The 26439-nt window shown below is 68.3% G+C and carries 21 protein-coding genes; 6 read left to right on the top strand and 15 right to left on the bottom strand.

Annotated features, from left to right (window positions below; all coding sequences use genetic code 11):
• Positions 1-6: 6 nt before the first annotated feature.
• Together ACGFI6_RS19305 and ACGFI6_RS19300 are read right to left on the bottom strand one after the other, a co-directional pair.
• Positions 7-1701, bottom strand: a complete 1695-nt coding sequence (locus ACGFI6_RS19305; RefSeq protein ID WP_393120287.1) for an ABC transporter substrate-binding protein — start codon at positions 1699-1701, stop codon at positions 7-9.
• Positions 1702-1876: 175 nt separating this feature from the next.
• A complete protein-coding gene (locus ACGFI6_RS19300) occupies positions 1877-3085 on the bottom strand; it encodes an ROK family protein (RefSeq protein ID WP_393120285.1) in 1209 nt (402 codons plus the stop codon).
• Positions 3086-3158: 73 nt separating this feature from the next.
• On the opposite strand from ACGFI6_RS19300, the gene ACGFI6_RS19295 reads away from it, so the two are divergent.
• Positions 3159-4013, top strand: coding sequence for a LacI family DNA-binding transcriptional regulator (locus ACGFI6_RS19295; protein ID WP_393120284.1), 855 nt, complete (start codon positions 3159-3161; stop codon positions 4011-4013).
• Here the strand turns inward: ACGFI6_RS19295 and ACGFI6_RS19290 are convergent.
• Genes ACGFI6_RS19290 through ACGFI6_RS19270 form a run of 5 tightly spaced genes read right to left on the bottom strand, consistent with a single transcriptional unit; the run spans position 4010 to position 8890 of the window.
• Positions 4010-5098: a Gfo/Idh/MocA family protein gene (locus ACGFI6_RS19290; protein WP_393120282.1), complete on the bottom strand. Its 1089-nt coding sequence runs from the start codon at positions 5096-5098 to the stop codon at positions 4010-4012. The two genes, ACGFI6_RS19295 and ACGFI6_RS19290, sit on opposite strands and share 4 nt — an antisense overlap.
• Positions 5091-5858 carry a ThuA domain-containing protein gene (locus ACGFI6_RS19285; RefSeq protein ID WP_393120281.1) on the bottom strand — a complete coding sequence of 256 codons (768 nt, stop codon included), beginning with the start codon at positions 5856-5858 and terminating at the stop codon, positions 5091-5093. The genes ACGFI6_RS19290 and ACGFI6_RS19285 overlap by 8 nt, the downstream gene beginning before the upstream one ends.
• An 18-nt stretch (positions 5859-5876) precedes the next feature.
• Positions 5877-6677 carry a carbohydrate ABC transporter permease gene (locus tag ACGFI6_RS19280; RefSeq protein WP_393120279.1) on the bottom strand — a complete coding sequence of 267 codons (801 nt, stop codon included), beginning with the start codon at positions 6675-6677 and terminating at the stop codon, positions 5877-5879.
• Positions 6678-6687: 10 nt separating this feature from the next.
• Complete coding sequence (locus ACGFI6_RS19275; protein WP_393120277.1) at positions 6688-7653, bottom strand: carbohydrate ABC transporter permease; 966 nt, start codon at positions 7651-7653, stop codon at positions 6688-6690.
• Between the two features lie 4 nt (positions 7654-7657).
• A complete protein-coding gene (locus ACGFI6_RS19270; RefSeq protein ID WP_393120275.1) occupies positions 7658-8890 on the bottom strand; it encodes an extracellular solute-binding protein in 1233 nt (410 codons plus the stop codon).
• Positions 8891-9039: 149 nt separating this feature from the next.
• Here ACGFI6_RS19270 and ACGFI6_RS19265 point away from each other — a divergent pair, with 149 nt between their 5' ends.
• Entirely contained in the window at positions 9040-10104 is a 1065-nt protein-coding gene (locus ACGFI6_RS19265; RefSeq protein WP_393120274.1) for a LacI family DNA-binding transcriptional regulator, read from the top strand.
• On the opposite strand, the gene ilvY is transcribed toward ACGFI6_RS19265, so the two are convergent.
• Positions 10028-10855 (bottom strand): HTH-type transcriptional activator IlvY, encoded by an 828-nt coding sequence (ilvY, locus tag ACGFI6_RS19260; RefSeq protein ID WP_393120273.1) that lies wholly within the window; start codon positions 10853-10855, stop codon positions 10028-10030. The two genes, ACGFI6_RS19265 and ilvY, sit on opposite strands and share 77 nt — an antisense overlap.
• Before the next feature lie 217 nt (positions 10856-11072).
• Here ilvY and ACGFI6_RS19255 point away from each other — a divergent pair, with 217 nt between their 5' ends.
• Together ACGFI6_RS19255 and ACGFI6_RS19250 are read left to right on the top strand one after the other, a co-directional pair.
• Positions 11073-12539: a ketol-acid reductoisomerase gene (locus ACGFI6_RS19255; protein ID WP_393120271.1), complete on the top strand. Its 1467-nt coding sequence runs from the start codon at positions 11073-11075 to the stop codon at positions 12537-12539.
• Positions 12540-12561: 22 nt separating this feature from the next.
• Positions 12562-13713 carry a low temperature requirement protein A gene (locus tag ACGFI6_RS19250; RefSeq protein WP_393120269.1) on the top strand — a complete coding sequence of 384 codons (1152 nt, stop codon included), beginning with the start codon at positions 12562-12564 and terminating at the stop codon, positions 13711-13713.
• Here ACGFI6_RS19250 and murQ read toward each other — a convergent pair.
• From murQ to ACGFI6_RS19220, 6 genes are all read right to left on the bottom strand, one after another.
• Positions 13710-14594 (bottom strand): N-acetylmuramic acid 6-phosphate etherase, encoded by an 885-nt coding sequence (murQ, locus tag ACGFI6_RS19245; protein ID WP_393120267.1) that lies wholly within the window; start codon positions 14592-14594, stop codon positions 13710-13712. The genes ACGFI6_RS19250 and murQ overlap by 4 nt on opposite strands.
• A 67-nt stretch (positions 14595-14661) precedes the next feature.
• On the bottom strand, positions 14662-15549 hold the full coding sequence (locus ACGFI6_RS19240; RefSeq protein ID WP_393120265.1) for a MurR/RpiR family transcriptional regulator: 888 nt from the start codon (positions 15547-15549) through the stop codon (positions 14662-14664).
• A 36-nt stretch (positions 15550-15585) separates the two neighbouring features.
• On the bottom strand, positions 15586-17274 hold the full coding sequence (locus ACGFI6_RS19235) for a serine hydrolase (protein ID WP_393120263.1): 1689 nt from the start codon (positions 17272-17274) through the stop codon (positions 15586-15588).
• 35 nt (positions 17275-17309) lie between these two features.
• The gene (locus ACGFI6_RS19230) at positions 17310-18584 is read right to left on the bottom strand and encodes an exo-beta-N-acetylmuramidase NamZ domain-containing protein (RefSeq protein ID WP_393120262.1); all 1275 of its coding nucleotides are present in this window, start codon (positions 18582-18584) and stop codon (positions 17310-17312) included.
• A gap of 24 nt (positions 18585-18608) precedes the next feature.
• Entirely contained in the window at positions 18609-21158 is a 2550-nt protein-coding gene (locus tag ACGFI6_RS19225; RefSeq protein ID WP_393120260.1) for a glycoside hydrolase family 3 N-terminal domain-containing protein, read from the bottom strand.
• 461 nt (positions 21159-21619) lie between these two features.
• Entirely contained in the window at positions 21620-22201 is a 582-nt protein-coding gene (locus ACGFI6_RS19220) for a 4'-phosphopantetheinyl transferase family protein (RefSeq protein WP_393120258.1), read from the bottom strand.
• A gap of 110 nt (positions 22202-22311) precedes the next feature.
• On the opposite strand from ACGFI6_RS19220, the gene ACGFI6_RS19215 reads away from it, so the two are divergent.
• Positions 22312-23472 (top strand): MFS transporter, encoded by a 1161-nt coding sequence (locus ACGFI6_RS19215; RefSeq protein WP_393120256.1) that lies wholly within the window; start codon positions 22312-22314, stop codon positions 23470-23472.
• A gap of 4 nt (positions 23473-23476) precedes the next feature.
• On the opposite strand, the gene coaA is transcribed toward ACGFI6_RS19215, so the two are convergent.
• On the bottom strand, positions 23477-24430 hold the full coding sequence (gene coaA, locus ACGFI6_RS19210; protein WP_393120254.1) for a type I pantothenate kinase: 954 nt from the start codon (positions 24428-24430) through the stop codon (positions 23477-23479).
• A 150-nt stretch (positions 24431-24580) separates the two neighbouring features.
• Here coaA and ACGFI6_RS19205 point away from each other — a divergent pair, with 150 nt between their 5' ends.
• Positions 24581-26416: an alpha-glucuronidase gene (locus ACGFI6_RS19205; protein ID WP_393120252.1), complete on the top strand. Its 1836-nt coding sequence runs from the start codon at positions 24581-24583 to the stop codon at positions 26414-26416.
• Positions 26417-26439: the final 23 nt, after the last annotated feature.

Raw genomic sequence — 26439 nt, 5'->3', positions numbered from 1 at the left:
CCGGGCTCAGTTGGCGGGCTTGATCGTCTTGAGCACGATGCCGGCGTCCCACGCCTTCCAGGCCGCGGGCAGTACGTACAGGTTGTCCTTGGTCGGCCAGCCGGTGGCGCGTGAGGTGTTGAACTCGGTGAGCATGGAGTTCACGTAGACCGGGACGTACGGCAGCTGGTCCGCGATGATGCCCTGGATCTTCGCGTACTCCGCCTTCTGCGCGGCCGGATCCGTGGTTCCGGCGGCCGCGGTCAGGGCCGCATCGACGGCCGGGTTGGAGAAGCGGGCCTGGTTGCCGGCCGAGGCGCTCTTGCCGACCTGTGCGGTGTTCGTGGTGGCGAGCTTGCTGTTGTACGTGAAGTACGGGTTGGTGGACGCGCCGAGGCCGACCGAGTCCAGCGACAGCTGGAACTTGCCGTTCGTCTGCGCGGCGTTCCACTCGTTCCAGGACACCTGGCTGGGCTTCAGCTCGATGCCGACCGCGGCCAGCTGCTGCTTGAGGGTGTCGTTGATCAGGATGTAGTCGCTCCACCCGGTGACGGTCTGGACGGTCAGCGACAGCCGCTTGCCGTCCTTCGTCCGGATGCCGTCACTGCCCTTGGCCCAGCCGGCCGAGTCGAGGAGCTTGGTCGCCGCGTCGGCGTCGGCACTCTGCGGGAGCTTCGCCGTACCGGCGTCCGCGATCCACTGGTCGTCGCGACCCGGAAGCAGCAGGGTCGGCGACCCGACACCCGCGACGCCGCCGCCGGCCAGCTTGGCGAGCTGCTCGCGGTTCATCGCCAGGGAGATCGCCTTGCGGACGGCCGGATCGGTCTGCGGTCCGGTGCACCCGAGGGCGGAGTTGGAGCAGGTGACGATCACGGTCGTCATCACAGGCGTGTTCACGTACGTCAGGTTCTTGCCGGACTTCATGATGTTGTCGATGCCCGGCAGGTATGCGCTCGCCCAGTCGACCTTGCCCGCGACCAGCGCGGCGCTCGCCGCGTCCGCGGACGTGACCGGGAGGTAGCGCACCTCCTTGATGGTCGGCTTGCCCGCCTCCCAGTACTGGTCGTTCTTCGTCAGCACGAAGCTCTGCGGCGTGTACGACTTCACCTTGAACGGCCCGGTGCCGACCGGGTTCTTGTTCAGGTTCGTGGTCGGATCCTTGATGTCCTTCCAGATGTGCTCGGGCACGATCGCCTGGTTCGCGAGCACTGCCGGCTCCTGCATCAGGGACTTCGTCTTGAACGTCAGTACGGCTGTGTCGTCCGAGGTCGCCTTCGCGATCGCGGCCAGCCCGGACGGGTTCAGCGCGGGCGTCTTCGCGACCAGGTTGAACGTGAACGCGACGTCCTTCGCGGTGAACGGCTGCCCGTCGTTCCACTTCACGCCCGGGCGGATCTTGATCGTGAGATCGGTGCCGGCGGCGTTCCAGGAGAAGCCGGATGCGAGTACGGGCGTCGGCTCGGACTGCTTCGCGAAGTTGTACCAGTACAGCGGCTCGTAGATGACCCCGAGCGTGGGCTGCAGCGCCGTACTGCTGAACGGGTTGAAGTTCTCGGTGGTGATGTCGCCGGCCGCGACGGTGACCGAGGCGTCCTTCGTGGCGGCCTGGTTGCCGGCGGCCGCACCGTCGCAGGCGGCGAGCAGCAAGGCGGTGGCGGTCGCGGCAGCAGCGGCGCTCACCAGGCGCCGTACACGCGGATGTTTCGTCGGGTTCCGGAGCATTGATCGATTCCTTTCCAACGCGGTCCTCGAACGCGTCACCCGGCACCCGCCAGGGAAGCTGGCCGTAACTTAGTTCGGCTAACAAAGAAGGCGCAAGAGGTCGGCACGGTAACGATTTCGCCACCGGGCGTGCAGGGAAAGGGTTTGCTGGTGCGCGCTAGGCCCAGATTGCGCGCTAGACCGAGATCGCGCGCTCGGAGCGGAGCATCATCAGCGCGGCACCGATCGCGGCCGCGTCGTGCCCGCGCTCGTCCAGCACCACTTCGGTGTTCACGGCCCGGCCGAAGGCGGAGCTCATGATCCGGTCCTGGATGATCGGCAGGTAGATCGTCCCGGCGACCGCGAACGCCGGCCCGGTCAGCACCAGGAGCTGGACGTCGTACATGTTGGTGATCGCCTGCGCGCCGAGCGCGAGCCAGGACGCGGAGTCCCGCAGGATCGCGTCGGCCCGCGAGTCCCCGGTCAGCGCCAGCCGGGCGATGGCGGCGAACGCGGCGACCCCGGTACGTCGCTGGGAGCCGAGGTCCAGGCCCGCGGCGCGCGCCTTGGCCACCACCGTGGCAGGGCCGGCAATCGCCTCCAGGCAGCCGGTGCTCCCGCACCAGCACTGCGGGCCGCCGATCTGTACGCAGATGTGGCCGACCTCGCCGGCGTTGCCGTGCGCGCCCTGGTAGACGTGGCCGTTCAGCCGCAGGCCGGACCCGATGCCCTCACTCATGAACAACCCGGCCATCACCGACACGTCGTGGCTGGTGGTGAGCCGGGTGCCCGCGGCGGCCGCGGTCGCGTCGTTCTCGAGCAGCGCGGGCAGGCCGAGCCGCTCCTCCAGCCGGGTGTGGATCGGGAAGCCGACCCAGTTCGCCATCGACGGCGGGGCCGAGGTGACGCCGAGGTTGCGGATCAGCGGGCCGGGGCAGACGAACCCGAGCCCGAGGATCAGCGCCGGGTCGACGCCCGCGCGCTCGATCAGCTCGGTGGTCTCGGTCGCGATCCGCTCGACCACCTGTTCGGGATCGCTCTCGTCGCCCGGCCCGTCCCGGCGCCAGCGCGCCACCACACCGCCGGCGTAGTCGACGAGCACGTACGTCACGCTGTCCGGACTCAGGTGGACGCCCAGGACGTACCGGGCCGCCGCCCTGATCCGCAGCATCGTGCGAGGCTTGCCACCGGTGGACGAGCCGCGGCCGGCCTCGTCCACCAGACCGTCGTCGATCAGCCGCCGGACGAGCGTGGTGACCGAGGGTGCGGCGAGGCCGGTGATCTGGGTGAGTTCCACCCGGCTGACCGTGCCCGCCGAGCGGATGCTGTCCACAATGAGGGCACGGCTGTTCGTCGGTGCCGGGTCGTAACCCGGTGATCGCGACGTGTCGCTGACCTGCTGCATCGGGACATCCGCATTCTGTCGAGTTTGTTTGGTCTGTGAATATAGTGGCTTCGGTCGCCTTGGAGGGAAGTTTATGCAGGACGTGGCGTCGCGCGAGCGGATCGCGGGGCTGGTGCTGGCGCGCCCCGGGCGGTTGCTCGGGATGGAGCCGTTCATGGCCGACGTGGTCCAGGGGATCGAAGAGGTCTTCACCGGCCGTGGGTGCAGTCTGCTGATCGAGTTCGCGGCGGACATTACCGGCGAGATCGAGATCTGGCGGCGCTGGGTGCCGAACGGGCACGTCGACGGCATCGTCCTCGTCGACCTGCGGACCGATGATCCGCGGCTCGACGAGGTGCAGCGGCTGGGCGTACCGGCGGTGCTGCTCGGTGGTCCGGAGCTGAAGGCGCCGATCACGAACGTACTGGTCGACAACGCCGAGGGTGCCCGCGCGGCGATCCGGGCGCTCGCGGACCTCGGGCACAGCGACATCGCGCGGGTCAGCGGGCCGCGGGACATGTTGCACTGCCAGGCCCGCGACGACGCGTTCATGGAGACCTGTGCGGAGCAGCACGTGCAGGGCCGGGTGATCGAGGGCGACTACTCCGAGGACTCCGGGCGGGAGGCCACGGAGCAACTACTCACCGGCAGCCAGGTCCCGACAGCCGTTGTCTACGACAACGACCTGATGGCGATCGGCGGCCTGGCGGCGGCGCGCGAGCTGGGCGTCGCGATCCCCGATCAGCTGTCGATCATCGCCTGGGACGACACTGCGGTGGCGCGGCTCGCCACGCCACCGCTCAGCGTCGTCACGGTCGACGTCCACGGCCTGGGCACGATCGTCGGCGAGGCGATCCTCACCGTCATCCAGGGCGCCGAGCCCACCATCTACCAGGTCCCCCAACCGACGATCCGCCTCGCCGGCTCGACAGCCCCGCGCCGGGGTTAGGTGAGTCCGACCGCGGCGAGCGGGCTGGGCCAGGACTTGAGGACGGCGAGCAGGTCGGGGTTCTGGGTTGTGGACAGGGCTTCGGTGTATGCCTCGGTGATGACGTCGGCGATCCGGACCGGTACGCCGGTGTTCGCGGACCGTACGGCCGCTTCGACCATCGCCAGGCTGATCACGTTCGAGTGCACCTCGGACTGCGGCGTCTTCCCGGTACGGACCGCGTCCACGAACTCGACGAGCGATCCGGCGATCTCTTCGGGCTCGTCCGCGAGCTCTGCAGGCAGTACGTCGCCTGACGCAAGCGCAGCGGCCGGGGCGTTGTCGCCGTCCCAGGTCGCCGTACCGCCTGCTGTGCTGGCTCGCCAGAGGCCGTTCCAGGACGTCTCGAGACCGGGCGCGCACCAACTCCCGGCGAACGTAAAACGTGTTCCGTCGGCGTACGTGAAGATCGCGGACGCCGCCGCGTTGCCGTCGAACCAGCTCCAGGACGGGTTGTACGAGTCGCAGTACACCGACACCGGCTCCGACCCGATCAGCTTGCGGGACAGGTCGAACTGGTGGATCGCCATGTCGACGAGCAGCGGCTCGGCCATCCGCTCACGGAAGCCACTGAAGTGCGGCGCCTTGTAGAACTCGCACGTGAGGGTCCCGATCGGACCGAGCTCGGCGAGCTGACGCCGCCAGGTCTCGATCGCGCGGAAGTACCGGCGGGACTGCGACACCATCAGCAGCTTGCCGCTGGCCTCGGATGCGGCCGCCATCTGCAAACACTCGCGAACTGTTTCCGCCAGCGGCTTCTCGCACAGTACGGGGATGCCGCGCAGCAACGCGTCGACGCTGACCTTCGGATGCGCCACCGGCACGGTCACGTCGACGAGAGCCTCGAAGTCGGCATCGAGTTCGTCGATCGAGGCCGCGACCGGAAGGTCCGGGTAGCCGTGTTCGTCGGCTGCGGCTCGGGCGACCTCGACGTCCAGGTCGATCAGGCCGACCAGCACGACGTCAGGGTTGGCCGAGATGTTCCGCAGCCAGGCGCGGCCCATGCCGCCGGCTCCGACCTGTAGCAGGCGCAAGGGTTCAGGCATCGGCAGGCTCCTCGATGGGTCCGGTGTACCCGTGTCCGTGGAAGAAATCGTCGGTCTCGTAGCGCAGCAACGTCGGCACTGCGCGCTCCGCCCGGTCCGAGCGTGCCCACGCGACGCCGTTCGCAATCACCTTACGGACGTCCTTGTGGTGGTACACCGGGAAGTCCTGGTCGCCGGGGGAGAAGTAGAAGATCTTCCCGTGCCCGCGGCGGAACGTGCACCCGGAGCGGAACACCTCGCCGCCGGAGAACGAGGACACGAAGACCAGCTCGTCCGGCACCGGGATGTCGAAGAACTCGCCGTACATCTCCTGCTGCTCGATCACGATCGGGTGCGGTACGCCCTGCGCGATCGGGTGCGTGGGGTTGATCGTCCAGACCAGTTCGCGGTCCCGCTCACTGCGCCAGCGGAGCGTGCAGCTGGTGCCCATCAGCTTGCCGAAGATCTTCGACCAGTGGCCGGAGTGCAGGACGACGAGACCCATCCCGGACAGCACGTGCTGATAGACGCGATCGACCACCTGGTCGTCGACCTCGCCGTGCGCCGCATGCCCCCACCAGACCAGTACGTCGGTCTGCTCGAGCACCTCCTCGGTCAGTCCGTGCTCGGGCTCGTCGAGCGTCGTCGTGCTGACCTTGGCATCGTCGAGGTTCTCGCGGATCCCGGCGGCGATGGTCTCGTGCATGCCGTCGGGATAGATCTCCCGGACGTGCGGCTCGACCTGCTCGTGCCGGTTCTCGCCCCAGACAAGTACGTTCATTATTGGTATCCCCAATGGTTATTTGACGGCTCCGCCGATGGCGCCGGCGGCGATGTACTTCTGCGCGGCGACGAGCAGCACGATGGCCGGGATCGCCGAGAGCACCGCGGTCGCCATCACCGCGTTCCAGTTCTGCACCTGGGTGCCGAGGTACTGATAGATCCCGAGCGTCACCGGCCGGACGCCACCCTTGGTGGTCAGCGTCAGCGCGAAGAGGAAGTCGCTCCAGGAGAACAGGAAACTGAACAGTCCCGCGGTGATCAGCGAGTTCTTGCTGATCGGCAGCACGATCGCGACGAACGCCCGGAACAGCCCGGCGCCGTCGACCCGCGCGGCCTCCACCAGCGACGGCGGCAGCGAGAGCATGAACGACCGCAGGATCAGGATCGCGAACGGGATCCCGCTCGCGCAGTTCGCGATGATCAGGCCCGGGATCGAGTTCAGCAGGCCGATCTTCTCGTACGCGGTGTAGAGCGCGTTCGCGATCACGATGCCCGGAATCATCTGCGAGATCAGGATCGCGAGCAGCCCGACCGACACCCAGCGGGACCGGAACTGCGAGAGCGCGTACGCGCACGGGGTCGCGATCAGGAGGCTCAGCACGACCGTACCGGCCGCGATGATCATGCTCGTGACAAGGTTTCCACCCTGCTCGTCCAAGGCGCGTCGATAGCCGGAAAACGTTGGATGCAACGGCAGGAAACCGGCGGTGAGTGTGTTTCCGGACGGCTGCAGGGAGGCGTTCAGCATCCAGTAGACCGGGAACAGCATCACGCACAGGATCAGCACGCCGATGATGGTGTACGCCGTACGTCGCATCGTGCCCCTCCTACTCGTCGGCCGCGCGACGGGTGCCGCGCAGGTAGAAGATCGCGAACACGAACGAGATCGCGATCAGGATGTTGGACAGTGCCGCGCCCTGGCCGAACCGGAAGTCCACGAAGGACTTCTCGTACGACTGCGTGGCGAGTGTCTGCGTCGCGTTCGCCGGCCCGCCGCCGGTGAGACCGAGGATGATGTCCAGGACCTTGATCGTGTAGACGACACCGAGCATCAGCAGCACGCTCGCCACCGAGCGCAGGTTCGGCCAGGTGATGTAGCGGAACGCCCGCCACCCGGTCGCGCCGTCGAGCTGACCGGCCTCGTACAGCTCGTCGGGGATCTCTGCGAGCCCGGCGTACAGCAGCGTCACGTTGAACGGGATGCCGATCCAGATGTTCACGCCGATCACCGCGATCAGCGCGACCGACGGCGAGTTCAGCCACGGCACCGGATCGCCGATCAGGTGCAGCCCCATCAGCGTTCTGTTCAGGATCCCGCTGTCCTGCTCGAGGATCGAGCGCCAGGTCGCGCTGGACACGATCAGCGGCAGCAGCCAGGGCAACAGCAGCAGCGAGCGCAGCACGCCGCTCAGCGGAAAACGGTTTCGGAAAAACAGTGCGAGTCCGAGTCCGATCGCGAACTGGAACGCGATCGAGCCGATCGTGAACAGAGCGGTGTTCAGCATCGCGTCCGAGAACAGCTTGTCGGTGACGACGGTGCGGTAGTTCTGCAGGCCGACCCACGGGGCGACCCCGGTGAAGAACGTCTTCAGCCCGTAGTCCTGCAGGCTCATCAGCAGGTTCTTCACCACGGGGTAGCCGAACAGCGCGATCATCGCCACCGCGGCCGGCAGCACGAACAGCACCTTGGTCAGCGTCTCGCCCCGGTGGTGCCGGCCGCGGACCCACCCGCGGCCGGCCGTGTTCGTGGGCGGCGTACTCGGCGTACCCGGTGTACGTGTGAGCGTCGCCATGCGATCAGCCGCCGGAGGCCTGCTTGAAGGCGTCCTGAGGCGAGGCCTTGCCGGTCAACGCCAGCTGGATCGCCTGATAGATCACCTTCGCGGCGTCCGGCCACTTGTCGCCGAGCTTGCCGGTCCGCGCCCGGGCATTCACGACCTGCTCGCTGAACGCCTTCATCGACGGCACGTCCTTGACGTAGGAGTCGAGCAGCGCGGTCTTGGTCGGGATCGTGAACCGGGCCTTGGCCCAGGCCAGCTCGTTCTCGTCCGAGTTCAGGCACTTCACGTAGTCGGCGGCCTTCTGCTGCTTGGCCTGGTCCTTGTTCAACGGGACCGTCCAGGCCTCACCGCCGAGCGGGGCGACCGGCGTCTGGCCGACCTTGTTCACCGGGAACTGGACGACGTCCCACTTGATCTTCGGGTTCTTGTTCAGTGCCGGGATCTGCCACGGCCCGTTCACCATCATCGCGGTCTTGCCGGCGATGAACTGGTCGTTGACGTCGCCCTGGGTCCAGTTGATGACGCTCTTGCTCGCGGACCCCGACTTGACCAGATCCGTCCACAATTGCAGGGCTTCGGCCACCTGCGGGCTGGTCAGGTCGGTCTCGTCGCCACCGTTGGTCCACATCGCCGGCAGGAACTGCCAGGAACCCTCGTACGTCGCGTTGGCGTTGAAGGCCATGCCGTACCGGCCGGGCTTGGTGAGCTTCTTGGCGGCCGCCTTCAGCTCGTCCCAGGTCTTCGGCGGCTGGACGCCGGCCTCGGCCAGCATGTCCTTGTTGTAGAACAGGGCGATCGTGTTCGTCACCGGCGCCAGTCCGTAGAGCTTGCCCTGGTACGACGTCGCGTCGACCATGCCCTTGATGACGCCGTCCGCGTTCAGGCCCATGTCGTTCAGCGGCGCCAGCGCACCGGTCGCGGCGATCTGCTGGACGTCGGGGTTGTCGAGCATCAAGACGTCGGGCAGCGTCTTCGACGACGCCTGCTGCAGCACCTTCTGGATCAAGGTGTCACCGGGCACAGTCTCGCGCTGGATCGTGATGCCGAGCTGCGACGCGCAGGTGTCGAGTCCCTTCTGCACCAGGGACTTGTCCGGGTCGTTGTTGTAGTAGTCCAGGATCGTGAGGCTCTTGACGCTGTCGCCGGAGGTGGACGACGACTGCCCGCCGCCGTTGTCGCCGCAGGCGACCAGCAGGAGCGACACCGTCGTCGCACCCGCCAGCGCGGCGGCGATCCGCTTGCTGATCATGACATCGGACTCCTTCTAAGCGTTTAACCGATGGACCGGGGAGCTGGAGGAAGTGCTTGTGGATTAGGCGGTAAACCGCTTAACTGAGGTGTTGAAGGACTATGTTCCCTACGTCACATCGCTGTCAAGAGGTCAGAGGGGGTCGATCGATGGTCACGATGAAGGACGTCGCTCAGCGGGCCGGGGTCTCGATCGCGACCGTCTCGTTCCTGCTGAACGACACCAAGCCGGTGACCGCCGCGACCCGGGCCCGGATCGAGCAGGCGATGCTCGACCTCGGTTACCGCCGGAACATGGTCGCCCGCGCGCTGGCCTCCCGGCGTACGCACATCATCGCGATGGCCTACCCGGCGCTCGAGCACCGGTTCGGGATGTCGACGGCGGAGTTCTTCACCAGTGCGGCCGAGGCCGCCCGCAAGGAGGACTACCACCTGGTGCTGTGGCCGGTCGGCAACGACGGCGTCGAGTTGCGCGAGCTGCTCGGGCAGGGCCTCGTGGACGGCGTCGTGCTGATGGAGGTGCAGCTCGACGATCCGCGCATCGACGTACTGCAGAAGGCTTCGACCCCGTTCGCGCTGATCGGACGGACCACGGAGCTGGACGGTTTGTCCCACGTCGACATCGACTTCGACACCACGGTCGAGGATGCTGTGCGCCACCTGTACGAGCACGGGCATCGGCAGCTGGCCTTGATCTCGGGCGATCTGGACGATCCGCGCTTCCATGCGTACGGCCCGTGGGTGCGGGTCGAGGATGCCTATCGCCGGGTCGCCGCCGCGTACGATCTGCCGGTCGTGGTCCTGCCCTGCTCCGACACCACCGAGGCCGGGAAGGCGGCGACCGAGCGGCTGCTGTCGGAGCATCCGGAGACGACCGCGGCGCTCGTGCTGAACGAGTACGCCGCGCTCGGCGTGGTGTCGGGGCTCAAGCGCGCCGGTCAGGATGTACCGGGGGACATGTCGGTGCTCGCGCTGCTGATGGTTCCGGAGACCGCGGCGATGGCGGATCCCGAGCTGACGATGATGCGGACGCCCGGCCCGGAGCTGGGTCAGCTGGGCACCGAGGCGCTGATCCGGCAGCTCGAGGACGACGACCCGCTGCCGCCGCAGCTCGTCCCCGCCAAGCTGTTCCCGGGCGCTACGGTCGCAGCGCCCAGAGCGCCGCGACCAAAGGCCGGTGCAGGTCGGCGCGGCGCGCGCAAAGCCCGATCGTGAGCGGCTCGAGGTCGGCCGGCAGTTCCTCCAACTGATCCCGCACGGCCGACGATTCCAGTACGAGCCGAGGGACGACGCCGACGCCGCATCCCAGCGCCACCAGGGCAAGCAGCGCCTCGTGGCCGTCGGGTTCGGCGGCGATCGTTGGCTTGACCCTCATGTTCCGGAACCAGCGGAAGGCCGCTTCGCGGACCAGACCGCGCGCGGGCACGACGTACGGACCGTCGGGCGGGGTGTCGTGAGCCTTCACCAGGACGAGGTCGGTGACGGCGACCGTACGGGTGACCATCGTCTGCGGCAGGCGCTTCGGGATGCCGGCGACAGCCGCATCCACCTCGCCCTCGTCGAGCCGCGCGAGCGCCGCCGCCGCATCGCCGGTCCGCAGACTCAGGCGGATCTGCGGATGCGCGATCCGCAACGGCTTGAGCAAGTGAGGTAGCAGCGTCTGGCAGGCCGTAACGGTCGCGAAGATCCGCAGCTCACCAGTCAGCCCCTGCGGCTCGTCCGAACCCGCCTGGTAGTCCGCCCACAGTTCGAGCGCACGCTCGGCGTACGTCGTGAACCGCCGCCCCTCGGCCGTCAGCATCACGCCCCGCGGCCCACGATCGAGCAGCCGCGCCCCGATCCGCCCCTCCAGCCGCTGGATCGTCCGCGTCAACGTGGCGGCGCTGACATGGCACTCCAAGCTGGTCCGCCCGTAGTTCAGCGACCGCCCCAAGTGCAAGAACAGCTCCAACTCCCGCCGCTCCACGTGGATCCTCCTCGATGGTGTGCCGAAGGACGGGTAGTGGTCGGCTCTCGCGACCCCCGGCCCGCGGGACCGTGCCGCCCGACAGGCCGGAATCGGCTACCACTACCCGTTCTTGGGTACAGAGCCGAGTGTTTCACAAGGTGCAACGGTGCGGTACGGAGGTTGCGCTTGCTGCAAGGCGTGGATGGGGCGTTGGGTGGGGGTTATGGAGAGTTCGGTGTTTCGGGTTGAGCGGATGGTTGTGCCGGGCGGGACCGAGGCGATCGTGCGGGGTGGGCGGGACCTGTTCCCGCTGCTGCCGGCTGCGCTGCACGGGGTGGAGCGCATCGGCGTACTGGGATGGGGGCCGCAGGGGCGGGCGCAGGCGCTGAACCTGCGGGACTCGCTCGACGGGACCGGGATCATCGTCGCGGTCGGGCTGCGGCCGGGGTCGCGGTCCGTGGAGGATGCTCGCGAGCAGGGATTCAGCGAGGCCGACGGGACGCTCGGTGACTGGCTCGAGGTCGCGGCGGGTGCTGATCTGGTGATCCTGCTGATCGCGGACGCGGCGCTGGCGGCGCATCACGAGGAGATCTTCGCCGTGCTCAAGCCTGGTGCGACCATTGGCTTGTCCCACGGTTTCCTGCTCGGTCATCTGAAGGAGCTCGGCAGTACGTTCCCCGCCGGGCATCCCGTGATCGCGGTCTGCCCCAAGGGGATGGGGGATTCGGTACGTCGCCTGTATCGGCAGGGCGCGACCGTCAACGGGGCCGGCATCAATGCGAGCATCGCTGTGCACGCGGATCCGGATGGGTACGGGTGGGATCGGGCGCTGGCGTGGTCGATCGCGCTCGGGTCGCCGTACACATTCGCGACCACGCTGGCTGCCGAGTACCACTCCGACATCGTCGGCGAGCGGGCGATCCTGCTCGGGGCGGTGCATGGGCTCGTGGAGGCGCTGTACCGGCATTTCCGGATCGAGGGTGCGGATCCGGTGACGGCCTACGAGCGGTCCACCGAGGCGATCACCGGGCCGATCGCGCGGACGATCTCGGACGACGGGCTGGCCGCGGTGCGGGCGGCGACCGGCGACGAGGAGTTGTTCGATCGCGCCTACTCCGCGGCGTATTCACCGGCGCGGGACCTGGTCGCCGAGATCTATGACGAGGTTGCCGACGGCACCGAACTCCGGAGCGTGATCCTCGCCGAGCAGCGGCTCGCGAACCGCCCGATGACCGAGATCGGCGGCAGCCCGATGTGGTCCCACAGCCCCGAGGTCCACGCCCGCCGGCAAACACCAGACCGGTCCACGCCCAACGGCGACGACGCCGGGGCAGTGCGAGTTGATGCGATGACTGCTGGGTTGTTTGTGGGGACGATGATGGCTCAGGTGGACGAGTTTGCTGCGCGGGGGCATGCGTGGTCGGAGATCGTCAACGAGTCGGTGATCGAGGCGGTCGACTCGCTGCTGCCGTACATGCACGCCCGCGATGTCGCGTACATGGTCGACAACTGTTCCCGTACGGCCCGCCTCGGCACCCGGCGCTGGGGTCCGCGCTTCCAGGCCGCGTACGAACAGATCGCCCTCCCGCACCTGGCCCGCCCCGCCGACCAGACCCTGATCAAGACCTTCCTCGACAACCCCGCCCACCAAGCACTCGCCGCCGCAGCCGAACTCCGCCCCTCAGTGGACATCTCCGTCTAATCTTTCGGCCATGGAATCTCCCATGACCCGGGCACGGCTGGTTCCGATGCGACCGCGGGATCCGCACGAGCCTGGCCGGGTGGCCTCGTCGCTGGAGCTGTTCTTCGACCTGGTGTTCGTGGTCGCGGTGAGCGTCGCCGCGGCCCAGCTCCATCACGCCCTGTCCGAGCAGCACATCGGCGACGGCCTGCTGTCGTACGCGATCGTGTTCTTCGGGATCTGGTGGGCGTGGATGAACTTCACCTGGTTCGCCACCTCGTTCGCCACCGACGACTGGCTGTACCGGCTGCTCACGATCGTCCAGATGAGTGGCGTCCTCGTCCTCGCGGCCGGCATCGAGCGGGTCTTCAGCGACCACGACTTCACGGTCGTCGTGCTGGGGTACGTCGTAATGCGCATCGCGATGATCGCGCAGTGGCTGCGGGCCTCGCGCTCGGCCGGATCGAGCCGCCGTGCCACGCAGATCTACGCCATCGGGATCGCGATCGTCCAGGTGCTCTGGCTCGTGCTGCTGGTGCTCCCGGAGTCGATCCAGCTCGCTGCGTGGGCCGTGTTCGTGATCGCCGAGCTCGCCGTACCGGTGGTCGCCGAGCGCCGCGGGGTGACGCCGTGGCACCCGCACCACATCACCGAGCGGTACGGGCTGTTCACCCTGATCCTGCTCGGCGAGAGTCTGCTCGCGTCCGCGAACGCGATCATCGAGGCGGTCCACGACCACGAGTCGCTCGGCAAGCTGATCGCGCTGTCGGTGCTGATGCTCGTCGTCACGGCGGCGCTGTGGTGGATCTACTTCTGGCCGCCGCACCACACGGCGATCACGTCGTTCGCGCGGTCGCTGCGCTACGGGTACGTGCACTACTTCGTGTTCGCTGCCGCCGGTGCGTTCTCGGCCGGCATCGAGGTCGAGATCGACAGCATCACGCACCACACCGAGCTGAGCGAGGTCGCGGCGTCCTACACGGTGACGATCCCGATCGCGATCTTCGTCCTAGGCGTCTGGTGGATAGCGCTCCGCGACAACGCCGACCGAGTGGTCAACGCCGTCGTACCGCTCGGAGCCGTCCTGGTCCTGCTGGACCCTCTGATCCCGATCCCGTTCGCCCTGACAGCAGTCTTCATGGCGCTAGTAGTAGCCACGCTGGTCATCAGACCGCCGGTGCAGCGCGTTAGTTAGCTGAGCTCGGCGAGGGCGGTGGCTACGCGGCCTTCGGCTGCCTCGAGGGCAGCGCGGGCGGCGGGGATGGGAGTGCCGGTCAGGAGGTGGACGAGGGCGGGCTTGAGCTCGCCGTCGGCCTCGGCCAGTGCGGCCTCGCAGGCGGCGGGGTCGGCGCCGGTGGCTTCGCCGAGGATCCGCAGCATCCGGCCGCGAAGCTTCTTGTTGGTCGCCACCAGATCGACCATCAGGTTCGACCAGGTCCGGCCGAGCTTGATCATCAGCGTCGTCGAGAACGCGTTCAGGATCATCTTCTGCGCGGTGCCGGCCTTCAGCCGGGTCGAGCCCGCGATCACCTCGGGGCCGGTGTCCGCAGCCACCACGATGTCGGCCAGCGGTGCCAGCGGGGCGTCCGGGTTCGACGTCACCAGTACGGTGGTTGCCCCGGCCGTACGAGCAGCCTTGAGCGCGCCCGCGACGTACGGCGTACTCCCGGAAGCAGCGAGGCCGACGACGAGGTCCTGTCCGGTGACAGCGGCCGCGTCCGCGGCACCACCCTCCTCGGAGTCCTCGACGTTCTCGACCGCGCGGAGCAGCGCCTGCATGCCGCCGGCGTGGTGGGCGACCACCAGTCCGTCGGGTACGTGGAACGTGGGCAGCAGCTCGGCCGCGTCCAGAACGGCCAGGCGTCCCGACGTACCGGCGCCGAAGTAATGCACCCGGCCGCCGCCACGGACCGCCTCGACAGCGGCGTCCACGGCCTTGGTCAGCTCCGGGATCACGGCGCTGACGGCCCCGGCGACCAGGGCGTCCTCGTTGTTCACGAGTTGGAGGATCTCGGACGTGCCCACCGCGTCGATGGCCAGCGTCCTCGGGTTGCGCTGCTCGGTCGGTGAGGTCACGGGATTGATGTTAGTTTTCTACTGAAGGATTTTCAATTCCGTTCATCGTTGACAAGCAGGCTCGGCGTCACTCGGATCCCTTGAGCCGGTGCCCGCGGACCGACGTGGCGGTCTCCTCGAGCGCCTTCCGGGCGTCCGGCAGCACCTGCTGAGCGACTCCGATGAACAGGCAGTCGATCACCGTCAGTTGCGCGATCCGGCTCGACATCGCGCCCGACCGGTACGTCGTCTCGCGCGCGGCCGTGGTCAGGACCAGGTCGGCCGTCTTCGCCAGCGGGGACCGCGGGAAGTTCGTCACCGCGACCGTGGTGGCGCCGTGCTTCGCGGCCTCCTCGAGGGCCTCGACGACCTCGACCGTCGTCCCGGTGTGGGAGATGCCGATCGCCACGTCGCCGTCGCCGAGCAGGGCCGCGCTGGGCAGCGCGACGTGCACGTCGTTCCAGGCGAACGCGACCCGCCGGATCCGGTGCAGCTTCTGCTGCAGGTCCATCGCGACGAACGCGCTCGCGCCGAAACCGTACAGATCGACGCGCGGCGCCTTCGCGACCGCGTCGACGACCTTGCCCAGGGCGTTCACGTCGACCTGCTGCGCGGTCTCGCGGACCGCGCGCTCGTCGGCGAACGACACCTTGCTGACCACGTCCGCCAGGGAGTCACCGGGCTCGATGTCCCCGCCGACCTCCGGACGGATGCTCTCCTGCGCCGACTGGGCAGCCAGTTGCAGCCGCAGCTGCGGGTAGCCGGGGACACCGATCTGCTTGCAGAACCGGATGACCGTGGTCTCCGAGGTGGACGCCACCTCGGCCAGTTCGGAGATCGTCATCGCCGCCACTCCGCCCGGGTCAGCGAGGACCGCGTTCGCCACCCGCTGCTCGGCCGGCGCCAGCGCGGGCATCACCGCGCGGACCCGGACCAGCAGCGGCCCCGTGGGTTCTGGAGAGGTTGTTGAATTCATGACAGCCACGGTACGGCGCCCATGCACGAGATGGGGTCACCGACGCGAAAGTCTCCAACCTGTTGCGGTAAATGATTCAGGCGTTCGTTCGCCGTCGAGGAGTACACCACTCCCGCTCGTGATCTTCACACCGTCGACGTACACGCCGCGGCCCTGGTACAGCGGATCGCTCGTGTAGCGCCAGCGGACGGTCTGTTTGCCCGCCCCGAGGTCGGCGGCGACCTGGTGCCAGTGCCGGTTGCCCGAGCCGCTGATCGAACCGTCGGTGTCGATCACCGAACCCCGGTCCCGGACCGAGAACGGGACCTTGGACCAGGTCGTACCGTCCGTGGACGTCTCCAGGTACAGCAGGTCGGAGTCCTCGGTGTCGACGAACAGGTCGAACGCGAGCTTGGCGCCGTCCGCCGGTACGTCGACGGTGGTGGCGAGCGTGGTCGTCGAGTTGTCCGTTGTCCCGGAGAACCAGGCGTCCTTGCCGTGCCGCGGGCCGACGCCGAGCGCCAGCGCGAGGCCCTGTGCGACCGCACGCCGGGCCGGGTTGTTGCTGCCCCAGTCACGGCTCGGGTGGACCCGGTTGGTGAGCAGGATCGCGAACGAACGGGAGTCGAAGTCGATCACGATCGACGTCCCGGTGTAGCCGGTGTGGCCGGCCGCGCGCGGTCCGGACAGGCCGCCCATGTACCAGCGCTGGTTGAGCTCGAAGCCGAGGCCGTGGTCGTTCCCCGGGAAGGCCTGGTTGAAGTTCGTGATCATGGCGGTGACCGAGGATTCCTTGAGGATCCGGGCGCCGCGGTAGCTGCCGCCGTTCAGGAAGGTCTGCGCCAGTACGGCGAGATCGTCGGCAGTACTGAACACGCCCGCGTGCCCGGCGACGCCGCCCAGGGACCAGGCGTTCTCGTCGTGCACCTCGCCCCACACCATCCCGCGCGGCGGCGAGGACTGGTACTCGGTGGCGGCGATCCGCGGCTTCTTCTTCGGGTCCGGGTTGTAGCCGGTGTCGCGCATCCGCAGCGGTTTGGTGATCCCGTCCGCGACCAGCTTGTCGAGGGTCTTGCCGCTGACCCGGTGCGCGACCTCGCCGAGGGAGATCAGGTTCAGGTCGCTGTAGAGGTAGGTCGAGCCGGGCGGGTTCTGCAGCTTCGCGGTCAGGGCCATGTGCAGGCGGGACGCCGGGTCCGGCTGGGAGCTCCACAACGGCAGCCAGGACGGAAACCCGGTGGTGTGCGTGAGTGCCTGCCGGACGGTGACGTTTTCCTTGCCGTTTTCCGCGAATTCCGGCACGTACGTCGCGATCGGGGCGTCCAGGTCGATCTTGCCCTTCTCGACCAGCTGCAGCACGACGATCGAGGTGAACAGCTTCGAGACCGAGGCCATGTCGAAGATCGTGTCGGTACGCATCGGGATCTGCTGGTCCGGCGGCAGCTCGGTGCCCTGCCCGTCGGCGTACTTCAGCGCCATGCCGGTCGCGTTCCGGGTGACCACCTTGCCGTCGTGGCCGAGCAGCGTCACAGCGCCGGCGTACATCGGTTTCGCCGTACCGATCGGCTGGGTCCAGGCGGCGACCTGGGCCAGGGCGGCGTCGATCGGCGCCGGGTCCAGGCCGGCCTTGGCCGGGGTCGCGTCGCGCAGCAGCGTGGTCTTCGGCGCATAGCCGTCGTACGGCCGGTCGAACCGGCCGGAGTTGTTGCCGCCGGCAACTGCAGGGCTCGCCATCGTGAGAATCACCGCGGAAAGTGTCGTTAGTGCGGCCCACCGCTTCTTCATCGGTGAGCTCCCTTGTACAGCAGGTACTTCGCTCGCCGGGCCGTCCAGGCGTCGGTCTCGGACTTCCAGGCTGCCACGATCTCCTCGGCGGTCGCATCCGCCAAAAGCATGGTCCGGAATCGGTCCGATCCGGTCAGCAGATCGATCCACCGGCCGGGTGGGGTCTCCGCCCGCCAGGTGAACTCGGGGTAGAGCTTACGGGCCTCGACGATCATGTGCGTCGCCGCAGTGATCGCCTCGACCTTGTGCGGGTCGGTGATCTGCACCTGGACGCCGCCGCAGAGCACGTTCGCGTTCTTGCTGATCGACGGGGTGAAGTACGCCTCGCGGAACGCGACGCCCGGGATGTGCTTGGTCTGCAGCGCCTCGGCCCACTTGTAGTCGATGTACGGCGCGCCGATCAGCTCGAACGGCCGCGTCGTACCGCGGCCCTCCGACATGTTCGTCGCCTCGAACAGGCACAGGCCCGGGTAGAGCAGCGCGGTGTCCGGGGTCGGCATGTTCGGGCTCGGCAGCACCCAGGTGAGGCCGGTGTCGTCGTACAACTGGTCGCGCTTCCAGTTCTTGGTCTCGATGACGGTGAGCTGCTTCAGCCGGCCGCCGTTCGGCTCCAGCGGGAGGTACTCCGCGTCGAACATCCGGGCCAGCTCGCCGACCGTCATGCCGTGCTGCTGGATGATCTCCTTCTTGCCGACGCCGGAGGTGTACCCGGGCTTCAGCATCGGGCCGCGGGCGTACCCGCCGACCGGGTTCGGCCGGTCCAGGACGACGAACCGCGCGCCGGTGCGGACCGCGGCCAGCATCGCCTCGAACATCGTCCAGATGTAGGTGTAGAACCGGGCGCCGACGTCCTGGATGTCGAAGACAACCGTTTCCACGCCGGCCTTCGCGTACAGCCCGGCGAGCTTGTCGGCGTTCGCCCCGTACGCGTCGTACACCATGATCCCGGTCCGCGGATCGACGTGGTCGCCCTCGGAACCGCCGGCCTGGGCGCTACCGCGGAAACCGTGTTCTGGACCGAACACCGCGACCACGTTCACCTTGCCGGAGGCGTGCATGGTGTCCACGACGTGCTGGAAGTCCGGCAGGATCCCGGTCGGGTTGCTGATCACCCCGACCTTCTGGCCGGCCAGCGCCCGCCAGTCGTCCCGCGCGAGCACCTCGGCGCCGGTCATCACCTTCCGGTTCGAGACGGCCTGCGCGGCCGGTACGTCGATCAGCGGGGCGGCGGCGAGTGCACCGGCGCCGGCAAGCAAACTGCGTCGCTTCATGGAGTCTCCTCGGAACCAGGACGGTCAGCGGCGGAAGGACAGGTGGGCGATCATCGGGCGATGGTCGCTGGCGGCCTCGGCGATCGGGACCTCGGCGGGTACGGCGGCACTGCGGACGTTCAGGCCCGAGCCGACGGTGACGAAGTCGATCCGCTTGTTCGCGGCCACCGCCGGGTAGGTGTCCGGACCGCCGGTCGTCGACGCGGCCGTGGTCCAGGAGTCGCTGAGCCGCGTCCACAAACCGCTGAGCTCAGGCGCTGTGGCTTCGGCGTTGAAGTCGCCGACGAGGATCTGCAGGTCACCGCGGCGGTCCTGGGAGAGGATCTTGACCGTGTCGGCCACCTGCAGCGTCCGGACGGTCGGGTCTCCCCGGTAGTCGAGATGCGTGCAGTACACGTGCAGCCGGCGGCCGCGGACCTCCACCTCGACCTCGAGGAAACCTGGTGCCGGTGCGGGCACCGGATTCGGGTCCTGGGTGGACAGCCGGGTGATCGAGTGGTTCTCGACGCGTACCAGCGGAAAACGTGACAGCACGCCGACGCCGTACTGCCTGCGCGGCTGACCGGCGGCCGGTGGGTCGAGGTCGTAGATCGGTGCGAACGCCGGAAACATTCCGAGTCTGGTTGCCAGTTCGGCAATCGTGTCGAGCCACTGGCTCCGCGTGTCCCAGTGCACGTCGACCTCTTGCAGGCCGATGATGTCGGCGTCCAGCGCCTTCAACGCCCGCGCGGTCCGGTCGAGGTCGAAAACGTTGTCCTCACCGGCGCCCGCGTGAATGTTGTACGAGGCAACGGTCAGCCTGGTGTCCCGCGGGTCGAAGGTCAGCCCGTGCCCGAACGGAAACAGTGTTTCTGCATTTTCCGCGGGGATCTCCACGGGCAGTTTGCCGGTTGGTGCGATCTCGCCGTACAGCACCTTCGCGAGCGCCTCCATCGACACCGCGGTGCTGCCGTACGTGACCAGTACGGTCGGCGCCGGATCGACGTACGCGACGTCGTACGGGTCGCGGACCGGGACGAGGACAACGGGCCGGCCGGTGGCGAGCAGGGCGTTCACGAGTTTCTGCTGCTTCGCCTGCTTGTCGGTGACCGCGGTGTCCCACGCCTTGTTGGTGAGTACGACGGTCAGGTCCGCAGTCGAGGCAGCGGTGACGGCGTCGGTGATCTTCGCGTCGGTGGGCGTGCTGCCGGTGTCCTTCACGACCGTCGTCGCGCCCCGGCGCTGCAGAGCGGTCGCGAGCGTCGTGGGGCTGTACCCGGCGACGACGATCGTCCGCGGTGCGGGGGAGAGCGGCAGGAGTTCGGCGTCGTTGCGGAGCAGGGTCGTGCTGTGGTCCGCGATCCGCTGCGCCTCCGCGGTACCGGCCGGCGTGCCGACGATCTTCAGGACGCGCGACACGTCGACGTACGGGCGATCGACCAGGCCGTTGTCGTGCTTGAGCTTCAGGATGCGTTCGACGCTCTCGTCGATCCGGGCCTCGCTGATCCGGCCGCCCCGGACCGCGTCCAGGACCGAGTTGTACGCCAGTCCGGGATCGACAGGCATCAGCAGTTGGTCGACGCCCGCCTCGATCGCGCGCAGCGGGATCTCCGCGTCACCGTACTTGTCCCGCACGCCCTGCATCCCGAGCGAGTCGGTGATCACCACGCCGTCGAAGCGCAGCTGCTCGCGCAGGATCCCGGTCAGGATCGGCCGGCTCAGCGTCGCCGGATCGCCCGCGGGGTCGAGGGCCGGTACGACGATGTGCGCGGTCATGATCGACTGGATGCCGGCCCGGATCGCGGCCTGGAACGGCGGCATGTCGATCCGCGTCCACTCCTCGCGGGTGTGGTCGATGACCGGGATGCCGGTGTGGCTGTCGGTGGCAGTGTCACCGTGTCCGGGGAAGTGCTTCGCGGTCGAGACGATGTGCCCGTCGCGCTGGTAGCCCTTGACCTGCGCGGCGACGAGCTCCGCGACCAGGGCCGGGTCGGAGGAGACCGAGCGGACGCCGATCACCGGGTTCAGTGGGTTGACGTTCACGTCGGCGTCCGGCGCGAAGTCGGTGGTGATGCCGAGCGCTTTCAGCTCGCGGCCGGCGATCGCCCCGGCCTGGCGCGCGAACGCGGCCGAACGGGTCGCGCCGAGCGCCATCCCGCCCGGGAACTGGGTCGCGGGCGGACCGACCCGGACGACCGAGCCGTACTCCTGGTCGGCGCCGATCTGGAGCGGTACGCCGGTGTTCGCGAGCGAGGCCGCCTGCAGACCGTTCGACAGGCCGGCGATCTGCTCAGGGTCATGGACCGAGTCGGTCCAGGTGAAGTAGATGACGCCGCCGAGGTTGTACTTCGCGACCACCTCGGCCGGCGTCGCGACGCCGTACAGGCTGGTGTTGCGAGCATCCGCGGTGGCGGCGGTCGGGCCGTACGCATAGCAGACGAACAGCTGGCCGACCTTCTGTTCGAGCGTCATCCGGCGCAGGGTGTCGCGGACCCAGCGATCCGTGTGTGCAGCGGCGGCGGTGGTGCCGGCGACCGTCGATCCAGCGACGGTGGCCGCCGCAAGTCCGAGCGTCTGGCGTCGGGTCAGTTCCATCGGTGTCACCAACTCAGTCCGGGCGGGCAGGGCGAACGCCAACGTAATTCAATGACAAATACTCCCCCAGAACGCGAAAGTTACCCACACCCACACACCAGGTCAACCCTCGGTAACACCCCGTGCGTTGATCCAGCAATCCGCCGCGCCACTCGTACCGCACCCCCGCCACCTCCTCAGCCGCTGCGAGCCCGGCTTCGTTTGGGTGGTTCACCCCTCAAGTGGTCCCTTCGGCATCTGCATGCCGGTGCGGAACGGGCCAGCTGAGAGGTGAACCATCCAAACGGCCCCGATGGTGCGGCGGGGTGCGCGGGCTTGTCTCGCGAAAGCTGGGTTCCGGGCCTGGGCCAGGCCAGGCCAGGCCGGGCCCGGCCCGCCGGGGAGGATCCTGTCCCGAATCGGGTAGAGGATCCTCCCCAAGTCGACGAGTTGCCGGGGCTGACGTCGTGTCGTTCTGACGCTCAGGCTGCTGGGTGCACCGCGAAATGGTGGTCCTGGAAGACGACCTCGGTGGTTTGGGTGCGGGCTGTCAGGGCGAGGACTGCTCCGGTGAGTGGGATGTGGATGACTGCCAGGTTGTTGTGGTTGGGGACGCGGGTGGCGGGGAGGGTGGTTGGGGTGGGGGGTTGGGGGAGGGGGACGGGGCGGGTGAGGGCGGCTTGGTGGAGGGGGCGGGCTAGGGCTTTGGTGGTGGATTCTTTGGCTGTCCAGAGGTGCAGGAAGGCGCTCAGGGGGTCGGGCTGGTGGTTCAGCCAGGTGAGCTCTTGTGGGGTGAACCAACGGTTGGCGAGGGCGGTGAAGTCTCGCGGCTCGAGTTCTTCGAGGTCGATGCCGAGGGGCCCGTCGTACGTTGCGGCGACCGCGATGCGGTGCGGCGTACGGGTCAGGCTGACGGCGAGACCTGGGATGTGAGGGCGACCGGCGTCGTCGTGCGTGAGGACCGGGTCGTCGACGAGGGTGCTCGCGAGGTTCAGCAGGAGGTCGTGTGCCGCTCGGGGTGACGCCTCGGCGGGGGCCACGCGGACGTGTACGGAACTTCCCACGTACGGGACGGTACACGAGGCGCCATGTCGACAAAGGTCCAGAACTGGTCCTGTCAACGGTCACGGAACTGGATCTGTAGCCCGTACCGGTATCTCCCTACCGTCGAACCATGACCACCGCGTGCGAACCAATCCAGCTGCCAGTCGCCGGCCGACTCCTGAACGGCCAGTTCGTGCGGGTGCTCGTGATGGTGTTCGGCTCCGGACTCAGCATGTACCTGCTCACCTCCGTGATCCCGCTCTACCTCGCGGCCAATGGCGCCGGCGGGATCGGCGCCGGCCTCTCGACCGCCGCGATGATGTTCTCCGCGGTCGGCGTCGAGTTGCTGGTACCGCGGATGCTCGCCCGCTGGGGCTACCAACTCGTCCTCGGTCTCGGACTGGTTCTGCTCGGTGCGCCGTCCATGGTCCTGCTCACCACCGTCGAACTCCCGCTCGTGCTCGCCGTCTGCGTCGTCCGCGGCGCCGGCCTCGCGATCCTGGTCGTGGGCGCCGTCGCGCTCGTCGCGGATTTGGCCCCGTCCACCCGGCGGGGCGAGGCGCTCGGCGTGTACGGGGTGGCGGTCGGCGTACCGGCGGTGATCGGCCTCCCGCTCGGCGTCTACCTCACCCACGTGATCGGATTCGGCGCTCTGTTCGTGATCGCGGCGGTCGCCTCGCTCGCTGGTCTCGTCACGCTGACCGGTCTGCCCGCGAGGGTCGGCACCGAGGAGCAGCACGTTCAGGTGCTCGGCGGCGTCCGGCGAAGTGGTCTGCTGATGCCGACGCTGGTGTTCGCGGCCGTCACTGTTGCCGCCGGCATCAGTGTCACGTTCCTTCCGCTGGCTGTTGCCTCGGACAAGCAATCGATGGTGGCGACGGCCTTGCTACTGCAGGCGATTGCGGCGCCGCTCGCCCGCTGGCTCGCCGGCCGGTACGCCGACCGCATCGGTCCCGCGAAGCTGCTCGCACCCGCGCTGATGTTCGCCGCGGCCGGTGCAGGCGCGCTCGTCCTCCTGCCCAGTACGGTCGCGATCCTGATGGGCTCGACCTGCTTCGGCATCGGCTTCGGCGCCGCGCAGAACCTGACACTGACGCTCATGTACAACCGCGTCGACCGCGCCCGCTACGGTCAGGTCAGCGCGCTCTGGAATCTCGCGTACGACGGCGGCTGGGGCCTCGGCGCTCTGGTCTTCGGCGCAATCGTCACCGGCACCGGCTACCAGCCCGCCTTCGCCCTGACCGCCGCAGTCGTAGCACTGGCCGTCGTACCGGCACTCAAACGCCGCTGACTCCTCAGAGTTTGCGGAGTCGGACCCAGCGGACTGTGTGGTCGGAGCCTTTGCGGAGGACCAGCGTGGCGCGGGAGCGGGTGGGGAGGATGTTCTCGCGGAGGTTCGGGCCGTTGATGCCGTCCCAGAGCGACTCGGCCTTCTTGATCGCCTGCTCGCGGCTGAGCTCGCCGTAGCGGACGAAGTACGACTCGGGGTTGCGGAACGCCGTCTCCCACAGCTTGAGGAAGCGGGCCACGTACCAGGAGCGAATGTCGTCCGCCGCCGCGTCCACGTACACCGAGAAGTCGAAGAAGTCGCTGACCGCGAGGCCGCTCTTCCCGTCCGCGTGCCGGGGCGCCGGCTGCAGCACGTTCAGGCCCTCGAGCAGCAGGATGTCCGGCTGCTCGACCGTGGTCCGGACGCCGTTCATGCGGTCGTAGTGCAGGTGCGAGTAGACCGGGGCCTCGACCGCGTCCATCCCGGACTTCACCTCGACCACGAAGCGCAGCAGCGACTTGCGGTCGTACGACTCCGGGAAACCCTTGCGCTGCATCAGGCTGCGGCGCTCGAGCTCGGCGTTCGGCCAGAGGAAACCGTCGGTGGTGACGAGCGCGACCCGCGGGTGCTCGGGCCAGCGGGCCAGCAACTCACGCAACAGCCGCGCGGTCGTGGACTTGCCGACGGCAACGGATCCGCCGATGCCGATCACGAACGGGGTCCGGGTGGCGGCCGGCTGGCCGAGGAAACTCTCGGTGTCCGCGTGCAGCGCGCGGGCGTGCCGGACGTAGAGCGACAGGATCCGGGACAGCGGGAGGTACACCTCGCGGACCTCGTCCATGTCGATCTCGTCGCCGAGACCACGCAGCCGCTCGACCTCGTCGGCTGTCAGCGGCGAGACGGTGGTTTCGGCCAGTTGGGCCCAGGTGGCCCGGTCGAGCTCGGTGTAGGGAGTCACCTCCCGCGACGGCTGCAGCATGTGGCCCATTCTTCCCATCGGCAGCGGATGCACCCACATCGAGCGAGCGTGGCCTTGGTCTCAGCTACCGCCCAGTGTCTCAGCTACGGTACGGTCTCGAAACTTTCGGTCACCGTTCCGTGACCGGCTGATATGTAAGCATCACCCGCGATGAGCGATCTAGCGTGGCTCGCCACCCAGCGGCTGCCCGAGGTGACGGTGCATGCCTCGGGGGTGCTGGCGCAGACGATCCGGGCCGAGGTGCGGCAGACCCGCCGGTTCCGGACCGAGGTCCAGGTGGCGGTGTGCACCCTCAGCAGGGTCCGCGAGACGCCGCTGTGGCAGGAGGTCGAGGCCGCCGTCCCCGAGTACGGCCTGGGCGTCGAGGGATTCGTGGTGGTGCGACGAGGCAACGATCTGGTGGTCGCGGCCGAGGGCGGCCACGGCCTCCTGTACGGCTACTTCTACCTGCTGCGGTACTTCGAGTGGATGACCGCCGACTTCACTGTCGTCGAGCGGCCCGTCGTACCGATCCGGATGCTGGACCACTGGGACGAGCTGTCCGGCGAGGTTCGCCGTGGGTACTCGGGCGGATCGATCTTCTTCGCCGGTGGTGAGGTGGTCCAGGACCTGACCCGGGTGCGGGCGTACGCGCGGTTGCTCGCCTCGATCGGGATCAACGCCGTCGCACTGGCGAACGCGGAACTGCCGGACGTGGCGCGGCTGGCCGGGGTGTTCCGTGAGTACGGGATCGCGGTCAGCCTGGCGATCGACTTCATCGACGATCCGCACGACGAGCGCGTGGTGCGCTGGTGGTCCACGGCGGTGGCCCGGGTGTACGACGCGGTGCCGGATCTCGGCGGTCTCGTGGTCCGGAACGCCCGCGATCTCGAGGGCGCGAACCTGCTCGCGCGAGCGGTGGCGCCGTACGGCGGAACGGTTTTCTGGCGATGTTCCGCGGCGCAGCAGGCCCAGGACTGGCGCGACCGCCGGACGGACCGTGCGCGGGTGGCGTACGACGAGTTCGTCCCGGTGGACGGGCGGTTCGAGGAAAACGTTGTTTTGCAGGTCCAGCACGGGCCGCTCGGCTTCCAGGTCCGGGAGGCGATGTCGCCGCTCCTCGGGGAGCTGCAGGAAACCGTTTTCGGTGTCGAGTTGCAGGTCACGCAGGAGTACTCCGGTCAGCAGCAGGACCTCTGCTACCTGGGGCCTTGGTGGCGGGAGATTCTCCAGTTCGACACCACCGGCGCCGGCGGGGCGACCGTTGCCGACCGCATCGGTGCGATCGTTGCCGTCTCCAACGTCGGCGCCGACCCGAACTGGACCGGGCACAAGCTTGCGCAGAGCAACCTGTACGCGTTCGGCCGGCTCGCGTGGGACCCGGCGGCGGATCCGGTCAGCCTGCTGCACGAGTGGGCCGCCGCGACGTTCGCCATGGACGACCGGACGCGGAGCGAGCTGGTCACGATCATGGCGGGTTCGTGGCGGACGTACGAGCGGTACACCGCGCCGCTCGGTGTCGGCTTCATGGTCACACCGGCGACGCACTACGGGCCGAGCGTGAACGGGTACGAGTACTCCGGGCGCGGCGTGCATCACTACGCGGATCGGTACGGCGTCGGTGCCGATCGGACCGTGAAAACGGGTTCCGCGTTCACCGCCCAGTACCCGGAGCCGCTCGCGAGCCTGTACGAGGACGTCTACACGTGTCCGGACGAGCTGCTGCTGTTCTTCCACCACGTGCCGTACGACCACTTGCTGCAGAGCGGGACGACGGTGCTGCAACACATCTACGACACCCACTTCCAGGGGTACGCCGAGGTGGAAGCGATGGTGGCGCGCTGGCGGCTGATCGCCGAGCGCTTCGAGCCCGTCGTCCGCGAGAACGTGACCGCCCGCTTCGACGTCCAACTGGCCACCGCCCGCGAATGGCGCGACCAGGTGAACACCTACTTCTACCGCCTCAGCGGAGTCCCAGACACCCAAGGCCGCACAATTCACCGCTAAACTGAGCGAAAGTTTCGGAGCGG

Origin of the sequence: Kribbella sp. NPDC048928, from assembly GCF_043197975.1 — a bacterium.
Lineage (GTDB): Bacteria > Actinomycetota > Actinomycetes > Propionibacteriales > Kribbellaceae > Kribbella.
Note: the sequence above shows the minus strand (reverse complement) of the source record. Positions and strands in the feature narration are given on the sequence as shown.